14 protein-coding genes are annotated in these 12,948 nt (G+C 71.6%); 7 read left to right on the top strand and 7 right to left on the bottom strand.

Annotated elements, in window-relative coordinates; genetic code table 11:
- Nucleotides 1–40 precede the first annotated feature (40 nt).
- On the top strand, nucleotides 41–886 hold the full coding sequence (locus ACFVN5_RS18120) for a type II CAAX prenyl endopeptidase Rce1 family protein (protein ID WP_376956979.1): 846 nt from the start codon (nucleotides 41–43) through the stop codon (nucleotides 884–886).
- A gap of 334 nt (nucleotides 887–1,220) precedes the next feature.
- Here ACFVN5_RS18120 and ACFVN5_RS18115 read toward each other — a convergent pair whose 3' ends face one another.
- The 4 genes from ACFVN5_RS18115 to ACFVN5_RS18100 all read right to left on the bottom strand — a co-directional run bounded on the left by ACFVN5_RS18115 (nucleotide 1,221) and on the right by ACFVN5_RS18100 (nucleotide 4,182).
- Nucleotides 1,221–2,639: a DUF222 domain-containing protein gene (locus ACFVN5_RS18115; RefSeq protein ID WP_376956977.1), complete on the bottom strand. Its 1,419-nt coding sequence runs from the start codon at nucleotides 2,637–2,639 to the stop codon at nucleotides 1,221–1,223.
- Nucleotides 2,640–2,741: 102 nt separating this feature from the next.
- On the bottom strand, nucleotides 2,742–3,206 hold the full coding sequence (locus ACFVN5_RS18110; protein ID WP_376956975.1) for a hypothetical protein: 465 nt from the start codon (nucleotides 3,204–3,206) through the stop codon (nucleotides 2,742–2,744).
- 73 nt (nucleotides 3,207–3,279) lie between these two features.
- Nucleotides 3,280–3,729, bottom strand: coding sequence for a CHRD domain-containing protein (locus ACFVN5_RS18105; RefSeq protein ID WP_376956973.1), 450 nt, complete (start codon nucleotides 3,727–3,729; stop codon nucleotides 3,280–3,282).
- Nucleotides 3,730–3,816: 87 nt separating this feature from the next.
- Complete coding sequence (locus ACFVN5_RS18100; protein WP_376956971.1) at nucleotides 3,817–4,182, bottom strand: DUF488 domain-containing protein; 366 nt, start codon at nucleotides 4,180–4,182, stop codon at nucleotides 3,817–3,819.
- 140 nt (nucleotides 4,183–4,322) lie between these two features.
- On the opposite strand from ACFVN5_RS18100, the gene ACFVN5_RS18095 reads away from it, so the two are divergent.
- On the top strand, nucleotides 4,323–6,044 hold the full coding sequence (locus tag ACFVN5_RS18095) for a hypothetical protein (RefSeq protein ID WP_376956969.1): 1,722 nt from the start codon (nucleotides 4,323–4,325) through the stop codon (nucleotides 6,042–6,044).
- 36 nt (nucleotides 6,045–6,080) lie between these two features.
- On the opposite strand, the gene ACFVN5_RS18090 is transcribed toward ACFVN5_RS18095, so the two are convergent.
- The gene (locus ACFVN5_RS18090; RefSeq protein ID WP_376956967.1) at nucleotides 6,081–7,214 is read right to left on the bottom strand and encodes an NAD(P)-binding domain-containing protein; all 1,134 of its coding nucleotides are present in this window, start codon (nucleotides 7,212–7,214) and stop codon (nucleotides 6,081–6,083) included.
- 87 nt (nucleotides 7,215–7,301) lie between these two features.
- Between ACFVN5_RS18090 and ACFVN5_RS18085 the strand changes: the two genes are divergently transcribed.
- Complete coding sequence (locus ACFVN5_RS18085) at nucleotides 7,302–8,267, top strand: NAD(P)-dependent alcohol dehydrogenase (RefSeq protein WP_376956966.1); 966 nt, start codon at nucleotides 7,302–7,304, stop codon at nucleotides 8,265–8,267.
- A 12-nt stretch (nucleotides 8,268–8,279) separates the two neighbouring features.
- On the opposite strand, the gene ACFVN5_RS18080 is transcribed toward ACFVN5_RS18085, so the two are convergent.
- On the bottom strand, nucleotides 8,280–9,161 hold the full coding sequence (locus ACFVN5_RS18080) for a hypothetical protein (RefSeq protein ID WP_376956964.1): 882 nt from the start codon (nucleotides 9,159–9,161) through the stop codon (nucleotides 8,280–8,282).
- A gap of 217 nt (nucleotides 9,162–9,378) precedes the next feature.
- Between ACFVN5_RS18080 and rpsO the strand changes: the two genes are divergently transcribed.
- Nucleotides 9,379–9,648: a 30S ribosomal protein S15 gene (rpsO, locus tag ACFVN5_RS18075; RefSeq protein WP_130351110.1), complete on the top strand. Its 270-nt coding sequence runs from the start codon at nucleotides 9,379–9,381 to the stop codon at nucleotides 9,646–9,648.
- Nucleotides 9,649–9,756: 108 nt separating this feature from the next.
- On the opposite strand, the gene ACFVN5_RS18070 is transcribed toward rpsO, so the two are convergent.
- On the bottom strand, nucleotides 9,757–10,305 hold the full coding sequence (locus ACFVN5_RS18070) for a CGNR zinc finger domain-containing protein (protein ID WP_376956962.1): 549 nt from the start codon (nucleotides 10,303–10,305) through the stop codon (nucleotides 9,757–9,759).
- Between the two features lie 94 nt (nucleotides 10,306–10,399).
- Here ACFVN5_RS18070 and ACFVN5_RS18065 point away from each other — a divergent pair, with 94 nt between their 5' ends.
- The 3 genes from ACFVN5_RS18065 to ACFVN5_RS18055 are packed head-to-tail and all read left to right on the top strand — an operon-like array spanning nucleotide 10,400 to nucleotide 12,928.
- Nucleotides 10,400–11,410 carry a DMT family transporter gene (locus ACFVN5_RS18065; protein ID WP_376956960.1) on the top strand — a complete coding sequence of 337 codons (1,011 nt, stop codon included), beginning with the start codon at nucleotides 10,400–10,402 and terminating at the stop codon, nucleotides 11,408–11,410.
- A gap of 10 nt (nucleotides 11,411–11,420) precedes the next feature.
- Nucleotides 11,421–12,308 (top strand): LLM class flavin-dependent oxidoreductase, encoded by an 888-nt coding sequence (locus tag ACFVN5_RS18060; RefSeq protein WP_376956958.1) that lies wholly within the window; start codon nucleotides 11,421–11,423, stop codon nucleotides 12,306–12,308.
- Between the two features lie 17 nt (nucleotides 12,309–12,325).
- Nucleotides 12,326–12,928 carry a hypothetical protein gene (locus ACFVN5_RS18055; protein ID WP_376956956.1) on the top strand — a complete coding sequence of 201 codons (603 nt, stop codon included), beginning with the start codon at nucleotides 12,326–12,328 and terminating at the stop codon, nucleotides 12,926–12,928.
- Nucleotides 12,929–12,948 lie beyond the last annotated feature (20 nt).

Below are 12,948 nucleotides of genomic sequence, written 5' to 3'. Positions count from 1 at the left end.
GCCACTTGCCGCGGGAAACGCCGCTTGCGAAGCTGGAACGGTGACCGCCGCTCCCGTCGCCGCCCCGACCGAGGTGCGCACGCATCCGATCGGCCTCGTGCCCGCGGTGCTGGTGTGCGGCGCGGCGGTGCTGCTGTTCGGGTTCCTGCTCCCGCTCGCCGGGTACGCGATGCTCCTCGCCGGTCTCGTCGCGGCGTGGTTGACCGACCGCTCAGGGCGCACGAGCCGGCTCCTGCCCGACCTCTTCCTCATCGCGCTCGGGCAGGCGATCATCTCGACGATCTCGCTCGAGGCCGACATCAGCTATCCCGCGATGCTGCGCTTCGCCGTGGTGCTCGGCGCCGCGGTTGCCGTGCCCTACGTGATCTCGCGGTACTGGTACGGCGACCGGGTCATCCGCTTCCCGTGGCGCACCGGCCGGCGCTGGACCCGCACGCAGTGGATCTACCTCGTCGCCGTGACGGTCGCGGGCTGGCTCATCCTGCCCTTCTACTTCATCACGTCGGGCGTCTACCAGAACTGGCCGACCGTCACCGCGCCCGACGAGATCGCCCGCCTCTTCGTCGGCGTCAACGCCGTGGGCACGTGGGACGAGCTGTTCTTCATCTGCACCGTCTTCGCGCTGCTGCGCCGGCACTTCCCGACCTGGCAGGCGAACCTGCTGCAGGCGATCGTGTTCGTCTCGTTCCTGTGGGAGCTCGGCTACCAGTCGTGGGGTCCGCTGCTCACGATCCCGTTCGTGCTGATCCAGGGGTACACGTTCAAGCTCACGAAGTCGCTCACGTACGTGCTGGTCGTGCACCTCATCTTCGACGCGGTCGTGTTCTGCGTCATCGTCTATGCGCACAACGGCTGGCCGGCGATCTTCCCGCTCGTGCCGTCCTGATCGAGGTGGGCGAAGCGGGGCGCGCGACGAGCGAGCGGATGCCGCGACGCGGATGACCGGATCAGTCGCCGCGACCGCTCCGGCGAGATCGCCCGCTTCAGCGGCGGACGGTTCCCACTCGGTCACGGCCGACGCGGTCGTTCCGCCGAGGGAATCCCCGGCGCGCAGCTGAGCCGCTTCCAGCGCCCGTTGGATGGCGAGACCTGCGCCGGGCTCGGATTCCGTTGTCCGATCGCCCATCGAGTGACGCCTTCCTGCGATGAGTCGGTGCCTGCCTGCGCCTGACGGTAATGCCGAATGCACCGGAGGTCCCGCACGCCGCGCACCACCGACCTCAGAACGGCACCGGCTCGCATCGCTCGAGGAGCGCCTGCCACTCGTCGTCGATCGTCGAGCTCGGATCGGGTGGGATCGGCGGCGGATCGCCAGGGCGCTCCACCCCTTCAGCCATCCGCCACGCGGCGTCCGACCCCGAATCGATGCCCTCGCCGGCAGCCACCGGCAGGAACGGCCGCTCGGGCAGCGTTCGCAGCACGTGACCCGCGGGCGAGGTCCAGCGCATCACGCCGCCGGGCTCCTGCAGCACCCGCCACCGGCTCTCGTGCTTCAGGTGATGGTGCCCTTCGCAGAGCGCGGCGAGGTTGGTCGCGGAGGTCGCGCCACCGCGCGCGAAGGCGTTCGTGTGGTCGAGATCGGCGTGCGTGGCGGGCCGCGAGCATCCCGGGAACCGGCACTGCCCGTCGCGGAAGCGCACCAGCCCGGCGAGGTCGGTCGGCACGCGGTAGGTCTCGCGCCCGTAGCTCAGCACCGCGCCGGTCTCGGGGTGCACCAGGATGCGGCGCATCGACGGTGCGTGTGCGGTGAGCACGCGGGCGGTCTCGGCGTCGATCGGGCCGTAGCCCTCGAGCTCGGCGGGCTCGTCGTCGAGCCCGAGCATCGACAGCACGGGCACCGTCACGTTGATGCGCGGCGCGACCGCGCCGGTTGCCGCCGCGCCGTCACGCGTGCGCTCGTCATCGGGCAGCGCTCCGCCGAGCAGCAGGTCGGCGGCGATGTCGACCGCACGCTGCAGCGATGTGCGGGTGTCCCCGGCCACGCCAGGACGCGCCGCGAGCGAGGTGAGGCGCGCGTCGATCGCGACCGCCCGCTCGGCCTCGAGGTGGAGGCTCAGCCAGGCCATGCCGTCGGGAGCCGGATCGAGGCAGACCCGCCGGTCGTCGGCGGCGCGCGCTCGTCGCTCGGCCAACGGCTCGGGATGCAGTCGCTCGCGCACGCGCCGCATGCGACGTCGCAGCTCTGCGTTTGTCGACACAACGCCGCGCGTCGCTGCGGCGGATGCCGCGTCGAGGGCGACCAGCTCCACCGCGTCCGCGACCTCGACCGGAAGCCCCTGCGTGAGTTCGAGCACAGACCGTACTTGCGCAAGTGCGAGCTCGCCCGCCCCCAGCGCCTCGAGCGTCGCATGACGCGGCCCCGTGAGCCGCTCGGCCTCGGCGACGAGACGAGCAGCGGATGCCTCGTGACAGCCGAGCGTCGTCGCCAGTTCGGCGACGAACGAGCGCTTCGCCATCTCGCGCTCGCGTGGGGTGCTCGATCCGGTCACACGCTCGACGTCGGAAGCGAGCTGGCGAGCCCGCTGGATGCACCGGTACTGCCCCGCCTGGAGCTGTCGGATGGCCGTCTCGAACGTGGCGATCGCCGCCAACTCCGCCTCGAGCGCCGCTTCGTGCGAGAGGTCGAGAGTGGCTGGCATGGATCCATCCAAGCAGGACCCACCGACATCGCCTGTACGCCATGAACCGCAGGTCAGCGAGGAAATCAGAACACCGTTCCGCATTCCGCGCGCGAGTGCAGCCTATGTCGACGCGCGAACCCGCCGCACGCTCCGCACCGCCAAGACCGCGAGCACGACCGAAGCGCCCACCGCCGCGGCGCACAGGACCCACTCGAGCACCCCCGGCGGCTCGGGCGGCGTCTCGTACGCCGCGCCCGACCCGTCGAGGTAGACGGTCGCCGTCGAGCCGACGGCGAGATCCTCGCTGCGCAGGTCGGTGAGGGCGCCGTCGGGGAGCTCGACCGTCACGACGCGGACGGTCTCCGTGCGGTTCCCTCGCCGGTCGGCGACCATCAGCTGCTCACTGTGCTCGTCGACGACGGTGGCCTGGAGCGGCGTGTACGACGCGAACGCGCGCGACGAGGTCTCGACGATCATGACGACCGCGACCACGGCGAACACGATGGCCGCGATCGCGAGCACGGCGGCGGTGACCGCGGGCGGCGGGTATCCGGCGCGGTCGTCGCTTCGTCGTTCGTCGGTCATCGTTGGGGGCGACCTCCCGTTCAATCGCGATCCCGACCACGCGAAGGGCGTGAGGCGGCGGCTCTGGCCGGCGCTACTTCAGCTGCCCCCGGATCTCCCCGGGCATGTTGTTCACGTTGTGCACGTTGACGTAATACGCGCTCGGGTTCGCCGCGATCGCGTCGAGGAGCGCCTCGTCGTTGACGGTCGTGCAGCCGCTGACCGAGAAGTCGGTCGCGCTCGGCACGCCCAGCGGGATCACGACCGGGCCCGGCGTGTTGCGCGGGGCGACGTGCACGTGCGCGGCGGTCGCCGGCGCGGACAGTCCGTTCACGACGAGCGTGTAGCAGAACTGGTTGAGGTCGTCGTCGATCTCGTAGCTGAACGAGCCGTGCGCGCCGAAGTTATTCGGCCTCGGCGACTCCTGTCCGCCGGTCAAGGGGATGGCGGGTGCGGCCTGGGCAGCGCCGGCGCCGGCGAAGGTGAAGGCGGCGGCGACGGCGAGCGTCAGTGCCGCGGTCCGAGCATGCCGATGGGTGATCATGATGATTGCTCGATTCCTCGGGTTTCTCGGCACGCTACGCCGACCCCCGAGCGCCTGCAAGAGCCCCGCCCCGCGGCATCCGCGCCCCTACGACTCGACGGATGCCCCGTGCGCCGCGAGCCACTCGAGCAGCACGCTCACGTGGTTGACCTGCTCATCGCGCGCGGCGAACACGAGGGTCACGCGATCGTGCTCGCGGCCAGTCTGGAGCAGCTCCTGCGCGGCCGGACCCGCGTCGAGCTCCGCGCGGTACTGCGCCGCGAACTCGTCGAACCGCTCGCGATGGTGATGCCACTCGGTGCGCAGCTCGGGCGAGGGTGCGACGTCCTTGTCCCACTCGTCGAGCTCCGCGCGCTCCTTCTTCACCCCGCGCGGCCAGAGGCGGTCGACGAGCACCCGGTAGCCGTCGGATGCCTCGGCCGGCTCGTACACGCGCTTCATCGTGAACGCCATGCCGCCAGTCTGCTCCCTCGGACGAGCCACGGCGACTCCAGCCCCGCCGTTGGCGGCCGGGATGGCACCCGTTCGCGTGGCTTGGGGTTTGATTGCAGTCGATGCTACGTTCCGCTTCGAAGCCCGCACTGGCTCCGACGATGGAGGCGGAAGTGACGACAGCCGCACCTTCCGATATCGGTCCGCTCCAGCGGATCGGCGCCGCATTCGCCAAACGCACTCGACGGCTGCGCCCCGACCGCGTGCACGGCGGCTTCCTCATGGTCCTGCTCACCCTCTGGGTCTCGGCCGTGGTCACAGCGGTCGTACTGGTCTTCATGGACCCCGATCAGGTCAACCTCCAGCCCGCGAGCGGCGGGGATCCCGTCGACCGATTCTTCGCGCCGCTCTGGCTGCGTGAGGTGCTCATGGCGGCGATCGCAGTATTGGCCGTGAGTGCATGCGTGCTCGCAGCGCTCAGTGCCGACCTTGGAGGAGCGCGTTCTCAGCGCCGTGAAGTTCGCTACGAGGTGGTGCTTGCGGTGGCCGCCGGATTCCCCGCCTTCGCATTAGCCGCCGACCGTCAACTGCTTCTCGCAGGCATTGCATCGGTCGCCTTTCTCGGCGTGGAGATCACTGCCCATCTCCCTGTGATCGGGCGGCGCGGCTGGGCTTCGATCCCGATCATCGCCGCCTTGGTATTGGTTCCGTGGCTGATCATGCTCATTGCACAACTCTTCGGGGGCGTACCGTCCGGTGGTTGGACGTGGGCCTCGCTCTTCTGGTTCGCGGCGACATTCGCCGTTTTCGGTGCGTACTACGGCCTTGTTCGAGCGTCGGAAGTCCGGGTGAAGGGGCTCGCGTTCACGAAGCGACGCGACCTCCGGCCGGCGGTGGCCTGGACGTGCGTCTTGATCGTTCTCGGCCTCGTCATCCTCAGATCTACTGTCGCCAACGGTCTGTTCAATGAAAGCGATGCTGAGATCTGGACTCCGTGGCAGAAGGCTCCGACCTCGTGGGTGATCGCCGCATCGGTAGCTATGTTCATCGCGCTGGCGGCAGTCCGATCCTCGATCCGCCCATTCCGTCGATATGGTGAGCGCCTCATCGCAGGGACGATCGCGGCCACTGGCGTGCTCGAGTTGGTGCTGTCCTGGGTTGCAGTGGTGATCGGAATGATCGTTGCGATCGTCAGCGGTGCCAACGTTCTGCCTGATGCGTGGGTCGACTGGTACCAACCGGTGCAGCTCGCGATCATCGTCCTCCTTGCCGTGGTCGCATGTCTCCCTGCGTTCCGTCGAACGGCGTCCAGGGCGATTGCGTGGGCGAGCGCGCTGTATCTCATCCCGGCCCTCCTTCTGATCGTCTTCATTGCCAACGCCCCAAGCTGGTACAGCGTCGCGACGTCGGTCCAAGTCGTCCTCGTTCTGCTTGCGATTGCGATCGCGCTGGGGTTGTGGAACCTCGTGGGGCGGACTCACTCAGTGGGCTGGAGGGTGGTTGCCCGCCTTGCAGTGGTTCCACTGGTGGTTGTTCACGCGGGCCTCCTGCTGCCGGCCGTGCTCGACTGGTCGGCACGATACGTCTTGATCGTGGGCGCGGTCCTCTCGTTGCTGCTCTTCCTCCCGAAGGTCGCCGCGGACCCGCGGCGTCGTGCACTCGACCTCATCGGAGCATCGAGTGCCGTCCTGCTCAGCTTCGTTGTCGCGGTGATGGCGCTGCCGAGCACGTTCAAGGCGGAGACCTGGGGAGTGACCGGAACGCTATGGCTGCCGATCACGGTGATTACCGGGCTCGTCCTCGAGCTGGAGCCGAGGTTGTTCTCAGGGTCAGGGGAGACTGCGGCGGAGGGACGCCGCGAAGTCGACGCCTCAGCGCCTTGACGCCCTCGACCGAGTGACTGGCCTCGGGCGCGGCAATCAGGCCGCGGAGGCGGCGACGTCTGCTTCGACTCCGTCGCTGCGAGTCTTCTCCGCCATCACGATCTGCTGCACCGCCGCGCGCCCGGCGCGGTTCGCGCCGACCGTCGACTGGGACGGCCCGTAGCCGATGAGGAACAGGCGCGGCTCGTCGAGCGATCGCGTGTCGGCGACGCGGAAGCCGCCCTCGGGAGTGCGCAGCCGGAGCGGCGCGAGGTGGTCGAGCGCCGGGCGGAACCCGGTCGCCCAGAGGATGACGTCGGCCTCGATGAACGAGCCGTCGGGCATGCGCACGCCGTCCTCCTCGATCGCCGCGAACATCGGATGCCGCACGAGCACGCCCCGGGCCTGGGCGGCGCGCGCCCACGGGGTCCAGTGCATCCCGGTGACGGCGATGACGCTGCCCGGCGGCAGGCCCCGACGGACGCGTTCCTCGACGCCTGCGATCGCCGCGCTGCGGGCGGCGAGGTCGAAGTCCTCCTCGACCCACTCGGGCTCGCGCCGCGTCATCCAGACGGTCTCGGCGACATGCGAGATCTCGTCGAGCAGCTGTACGGCCGAGACGCCGGCGCCCACGATGACGACGCGCTTGCCCGCGAACTCCTCGGCGGAGACGTAATCGGCCACGTGCAGCTGGCGTCCGCGGAAGCGCTCGATGCCGGGGTAGTACGGACGGAACGGGCGGGTCCAGGTGCCGGTCGCGTTGATGACGTAGCGAGCGGCCCAGGTGCCCCGGTCGGTCTCGACGAGGAGGCGCCCGTCGGGGTCGTCGTCGGCCCGGCGCACCGCGCGCACCGCGACCGGGCGCTGCACGTCGAGGTCGAAGCGCCGCTCGTACTCGGCGAAGTACGGCGGCAACGCGTCCCGGCTCGACATGGCGGGGTCGGCAGGCGGCACCGGGAACCCGGGCAGCTCGTGGATGCCGTTGACGGTGGCCATGCGCAGCGAGGCCCACCGGTGCTGCCAGGCACCGCCGGGGGCCGGGTTCGCGTCGAGGACCACGAACGTCCGGTCGGCCGACGTCTCGCGCCTCACGGGCACGAAGCCGCGGCGCTGCAGGTGGTGGGCGGCGGAGAGCCCGGCCTGCCCGGCGCCGATGATGGCGACGTCCACCTCGATCACATCCACATGCATCGGAACCGGCGCGGGGCCGCCGGTATTCCGCCACCGTGAGGAGGTCCGCCGCGCCGCCGAGTGCCGCCGCCTCGATAGGCTCGCGGCATGCGGGCGGTGCGGTACGAGCGGTACGGAGGCCCGGAGCGCCTGCGGCTGGTCGACGCGCCGACCCCCGAGGCCGGTCCGGGCCAGGTGCTCGTGCGCGTGCACGCGGCATCCGTGAACTCATGGGACTGGGACCTGCTGCGCGGGCGGCCGCTGTTCGCCCGCATGGGCGGCCCGTTCCGGCCGCGCATGCGCGTGCTCGGCGCCGACGTCGCGGGCGAGGTGGTCGCCGTCGGCGACGGCACGACGGGATTCGCCGTCGGCGACCGCGTGCACGGCGACCTGTCGGGCGCCGGCTGGGGCGGGTTCGCCGAGTTCGTCGCCGCCGACGCGACGGCGTTCCGGCGCATTCCAGACGGCATCGCCTTCGTCGACGCCGCGGCGCTGCCGCAGGCGGGCGGGCTCGCGATCCAGGGCCTCGCGCTCGCCGAGGTCGCCGCCGGCGACCGGGTGCTCGTCAACGGCGCCGGCGGGGGAGCGGGCACGCTCGCCGTGCAGCTCGCGCACCGCGCGGGCGCGATCGTCACGGCCGTCGACCGCGCCGACAAGCTCGCCATGCTGACCGGCCTCGGCGCCACGCAGGCGATCGACCTCGCGGATGCCGCGGCGGCCGTGCCGCCCGACGGCGGCTACGACGCCATCATCGAGCTCGTCGCCCAGCGTCGCCTGCGCGACTACCAGGCGATGCTCGCACCGGGCGGGCGGTTCGTCATCGTCGGCGGCCGCATGGGGATCATCCTCGCGACGTTCGTCTTCGGCTCGCGGCTCGGGCGAGACGGACGGTCGTACCGGTTGCTGGCGGCGAAGCCGAACCAGGGGCTCGAGGAGCTCGACGCCCGCGTCCTGGCAGGCGAGGTGCATCCGGTGATCGACGCCGTGCTGCCCCTGGCCGAGGTGCCCCAGGCGCTGCGCCGCATCGGCGCCGGCGAGGTGCACGGCAAGCTCGTCATCGACACGACGGCCTGAGCGGCGGACTTCTCAGCCCGGCGAGCGCCGCACGTCGAAGGTGCCGTCGGCGTGCCAGTCGACCGTCAGCAGGTCGGTGCGCGACGCGTCGCCCGAGATGCCGTCGCCGTCGAGGTCGGCGTCCGTGCCGAGGTTCGCCGGGATCGACGCGTGCAGGCGCATGCCCTCGTCGAGCACGTCGCGGATCGGGCGGCAGTTCCACACCATGCCGCTCGCGTCGAGCCGCACGATCAGGCATGCCGTGGTGTAGTCGGTCGTCGCCGCGTACACGCTCACGCCGGGGATCGGGCCGTCGGCCGACGCGACGAGACGCGCGACCCGCGCATCGGGGAAGACGTCCCGCAGCCACGTCGGCAGCGAGCCGGGGTCGCGGGACGGGTCCCGGAAGACCTCCATCGCCGGGGCGCTGTAGAGCGTCTCGTCGGCGAGCATCTCCGACGCCGTGGGGGCGGGCGTGAACGCGAGCTCGAGCACCGGCGACCGGCCCGCCGTGCTGACGGCCCAGAGCCCGCCCGCGACGAGGGCCGCGCCCGCGGCGAGCCCGACGACCGCGGCGACGATCGTCGTCGTGGCGGGCCGCCGCCGTCGCGCCCGCGCGGCATCCGTCGAGCCCGGCCGGGTATCGGCCCCGCCCGGACCGCCCGGACCGCCCGGACCGCCCGGACCAGCTAGACCGCCCGCGGCCGCCCGCTGGTCGACCGACACAGGCGACGGCACGCCCTCGCCCGCGGCGGCGCGCATGGCCCGATCGGCCTGCAGCAGCATCCACTCGCTCTCGGAGACGACCAGCGTGACCCCGGTCTCGGGATCGAAGCGCTCGACCCGCGGCTCGTCGGCCCCGGCGCGGGAGTAGACTCGCGCCTCGAGCTCCGATCGTGCGTCGTCCAGAGCCACCTCGACCACCTGGTCCGAACGCTACACCGCCGTGCGAACGCCGTGGAGTCGCCAGAGTGGGGGACGAACGCGACGGACGCGGCGGATGCGGGGCCGTCGGCCGTGCGGCATCCGCTCTGGTAGACTCTTCAGGTTGCCGTCATGACGGCCGCGCATCAAGAGAGCCCAGGCACAAGGCCCCGGGCAGCGCGCAACGAGGAGAAAGGGGATCCCATCTATGGCACTTGAAGCTGATGTCAAGAAGGCGATCATCGAAGAGTACGCGACGCACCCCGGTGACACTGGATCCCCCGAGGTCCAGATCGCGCTGCTCACCAAGCGCATCAAGGACCTCACGGAGCACCTCAAGGAGCACAAGCACGACCACCACTCGCGTCGTGGCCTGCTGCTCCTCGTCGGTCAGCGTCGTCGTCTGCTCGGCTACCTCGCCGACGTGGACATCAACCGCTACCGCTCGCTCATCGAGCGTCTCGGCCTGCGCCGCTAAGCGTCTTTCCGGACGCGGCTCTCGCTGATACCGCGAACTTCTTGCGAAGGCCCCCACCGTGCATGCACGGGCGGGGGCCTTCGTCATGCTCGGATGCCGCGGGCCGGCCTACCCCGTGCTGCGCGCCCGGTACGCGCGCACGGCCATGCGGTTGCCGCACCGCGTCGAGCAGAACCGGCGGGAGCCGTTCTTCGAGAGGTCGAGGAAGATGCCGGTGCAGTCGTCGGCGGCGCACGCGCGCATGCGGTCGGTCTCGTCGGCGCGGATGACGTCGACGAGCGCCATCGCCGCCTCGACGAGGATGCGCTCGGCGAGCGGCGCCTCGAGCGATGTCGCATGGATGTGCCAGTCGAGCGTGTCGTGCCGCACCAGGCGGGGGACGGCTCTCGACTCGGCGAGGATCGCGTTCACCTCGACCACGGCGTCGTCGCGGTCGAGCGCCCACAGCGCGCGCAGCCGCTCTCGTGCGGCGACGACCTCGGCGAGCTCGCGCGGGTCGCCGTCGCGGCGCCCGGAGTAGATCCACTCGTCGAGCAGGTCGTTCAGCTGCGCCGTCGTCGCGAGCTCGTCCTCGCCGGATTCGGAGGCCTCGGGCACCGTGTCGGCGAGCGCCGCGACGAAGTTCAACGCCGCGGTCGTGTCATCGGTGAAAATCATTTGACTCCTGACATCCGTCTCCGGTACTGTCATCAGCATAACGGCGTTCGCCCATGACAGCGCCGAATTCGACGCACATTCCGGGGAGGCAGCCGTGCGCGCATCGCGTGGCCTGATCGGCATCGCACTCGGCCTCGCGGCGGGGCTCGCGTTCGGCGCCGGCGGCGTGTTCGTGAAGCCGCTCCTCGAGAGCGGCTGGTCGCCGGGCGCCGCCGTCCTCGCGCGCATCACCGTGGCGGCCGTCCTGCTCGCGGTGCCCGGCCTCATCGCGCTCCGCTTCGACCTGCGTCCGCTCTGGCGCGCACGCTGGACCGTGCTCGTCTTCGGCCTCGTCGCCGTCGCGGGCGTGCAGTTCGCGTTCTACGCATCGCTCGAGCGCATCCCCGTGTCCACGACCCTCCTCATCGAGTACCTCGCGCCCATCGCGCTCGTGCTCTACGCCTGGGTCCGCACGCGACGGATGCCGCAGCGCATCGTGCTCGCCGGCTCGGCACTGGCGATCGCCGGGCTCGTGCTCGTCATCGGGCCCGGCGGGGGCTCGCTCGACCCGATCGGACTCCTGTTCGCCGCCATCGCCATGATCGGCGTCTGCGTCTACTACGCGGTCGGCGAGCGCGCCGCCGAGCAGCTGCCGCCGGTGGCGCTCATCGCAGCCGGCTTCGTCGTCGGCGCCGTCGCGCTCGCGCTCACCGGACTGGTCGGCCTGCTTCCGATGGAGGCGACCTTCACCGACGTGCCGTTCCTCGGCGGCACGGCGCCGTGGTGGGTGCCGCTCCTCACGGTCGGCGCGGTCTCGACCGCGTTCGCGTACGTGGCGGGCCTCGCCGCCATCCGCATGCTCGGCGCGCGACTCGCGGCGTTCCTCGGCCTCTCCGAGGTCGTGTTCGCGGGCATCGTCGGCTGGATCCTCATCGGCGAGGCGCTCGGCCCGCTGCAGATCCTCGGCGGCCTGCTGATCCTCGGCGGCATCATCTGCGTGCGCATGGAGCGCCCTGCGCCCGCGGCGGCCGGCGTGGTCGAGCTCGGCGGCGAACCCGTGCCGGTCACGGCGTCGACCACCGTGCGCGCCGCCCCGACCTCCGCCACAGCCGCCGACCCCCGCTAGGCTCGGGCCCATGCGGTTCGGCGTCGTCATCCTGCCCCAGTACGACTGGCCCGAGGCGGCGCGACGCTGGCGCGCGGCGGAGGAGTACGGGTTCGACCACGCGTGGACCTACGACCACCTCGCGTGGCGCGGCCTCGCGGGGGAGCGCTGGCACGCCACCGTCCCGACGCTGACGGCGGCGGCGACCGTGACGAGCCGCATCGGCCTCGGCACGTTCGTGGCGTCGCCGAACTACCGCCATCCCGTGCCGTTCGCGAAGGACATCGCCTCGGTCGACGACGTCGCGGGCGGGCGCGTGCTGCTCGGCCTCGGATCCGGCGGCACCGGCTTCGACGCGTACGTGCTCGGCCAGCCCGAGCTCACCCCTCGCGAGCGGTTCGAGCGGTACGCGGAGTTCGTCGAGGGGCTCGACATGCTCCTGCGGTTCGAAGCGCCCGGGTCGGGCGGCGTCTCGTTCGAGGGGTCCTGGTACACCGCGTCGAACGCGCGCATGGTGGGCGAGCCGTCGCAGCATCCGCGGATGCCGCTGCACCTCGCCGCGAACGGGCCGAAGGCGCTCGCGCTGGCCGCCCGCCTCGGCGACGGATGGGTCACCACGTCGCGCGGCGACGACGACGTGGAGGGATGGTGGCGCGAGGCCGGCGAGCTCTCGAAGCGGCTCGACGACGCGTGCGCGGCGATCGGCCGGGATCCGTCGACGATCGCGCGCACGCTCTCGCTCGACTCCGAGGCGTTCCACAGCCTCGCGAGCGTCCGCGTCTTCGAGGATGCCGTCGGCCGTGCGACCGAGCTCGGGTTCACCGACGTGGTCTCGCACTGGCCCCGCGAGCACGGCCTCTACGCCGCCGATGAGGCGGTGCTCGACGAGGTCGCGGCCCGGCTTCCCGGCCTGCGCTGACCGATAGCCTGAGGGGCATGCCCGCTCCGCGCTCGAAGCCCCTGCTCGCCTGGGAGCCGCTCCCGTTCCTCGTGCTCGTCGGGCTGCTGCTGCTGACCGGGGTGATCCGCCCCGAGGGCCCGCCCTCGGTGTTCTGGCCGTACCTCGTGGTCATCGGCCTCGCGGTCGCGTGGCTCATCGTCTCGCTCGTCCGCGGGCTCCGGCGCACGAATCCCGACCGCTGGGGCGACCTCTCGACGATCGAGGGGCTCGACCTGCTCGACGCGCCCCGACGCGACCGCGAGGTGCGGTCGGTCGTGCCGGTCGACGAGGCGAACCGGCACCAGCCCGCCATCGAGCTGGCGCGGCTCTACGGCGGCGCCGAGCAGCATGCGGTGCTCGTGCCGCGCGCGAGCCGCTGGCTGAAGCGGCGCTACCGCATCGGCGTGCAGCTCGTGGGCGGCGACCGGCCGCGCCACGCCGGCTTCCTCGGGCGCGTCGCCGAGGACCGATGGGTCGACCTGCTCGACGGGCTGCGCGAGCGCGGGACCTACGTGCGCGTCCCCGCCATCATCGTGGGCGCGTCACGGCCCTACGGCATCGACCTCGACCTCAGCGGGCTCGAGGGCGTCGACGCCTGACGCCTGACGCCTGACGCCCG

It is taken from the genome of Agromyces sp. NPDC057865, from assembly GCF_042796995.1.
GTDB lineage: Bacteria > Actinomycetota > Actinomycetes > Actinomycetales > Microbacteriaceae > Agromyces.
Note: the sequence above shows the minus strand (reverse complement) of the source record. Positions and strands in the feature narration are given on the sequence as shown.

What these genes read in the sequence shown, in the direction of transcription:
- ACFVN5_RS18115 (WP_376956977.1), bottom strand. Translation starts at nt 2,639, where the DNA reads ATGCCAGCCACTCTCGACCTCTCGCACGAAGCGGCGCTCGAGGCGGAG.
- ACFVN5_RS18105 (WP_376956973.1), bottom strand. Translation starts at nt 3,729, where the DNA reads ATGATCACCCATCGGCATGCTCGGACCGCGGCACTGACGCTCGCCGTC.
- ACFVN5_RS18085 (WP_376956966.1), top strand. Translation starts at nt 7,302, where the DNA reads ATGCGGGCGGTGCGGTACGAGCGGTACGGAGGCCCGGAGCGCCTGCGG.
- ACFVN5_RS18055 (WP_376956956.1), top strand. Translation starts at nt 12,326, where the DNA reads ATGCCCGCTCCGCGCTCGAAGCCCCTGCTCGCCTGGGAGCCGCTCCCG.
- ACFVN5_RS18095 (WP_376956969.1), top strand. Translation starts at nt 4,323, where the DNA reads ATGGAGGCGGAAGTGACGACAGCCGCACCTTCCGATATCGGTCCGCTC.
- ACFVN5_RS18100 (WP_376956971.1), bottom strand. Translation starts at nt 4,182, where the DNA reads ATGGCGTTCACGATGAAGCGCGTGTACGAGCCGGCCGAGGCATCCGAC.
- rpsO (WP_130351110.1), top strand. Translation starts at nt 9,379, where the DNA reads ATGGCACTTGAAGCTGATGTCAAGAAGGCGATCATCGAAGAGTACGCG.
- ACFVN5_RS18110 (WP_376956975.1), bottom strand. Translation starts at nt 3,206, where the DNA reads ATGACCGACGAACGACGAAGCGACGACCGCGCCGGATACCCGCCGCCC.
- ACFVN5_RS18090 (WP_376956967.1), bottom strand. Translation starts at nt 7,214, where the DNA reads ATGCATGTGGATGTGATCGAGGTGGACGTCGCCATCATCGGCGCCGGG.
- ACFVN5_RS18070 (WP_376956962.1), bottom strand. Translation starts at nt 10,305, where the DNA reads ATGATTTTCACCGATGACACGACCGCGGCGTTGAACTTCGTCGCGGCG.
- ACFVN5_RS18060 (WP_376956958.1), top strand. Translation starts at nt 11,421, where the DNA reads ATGCGGTTCGGCGTCGTCATCCTGCCCCAGTACGACTGGCCCGAGGCG.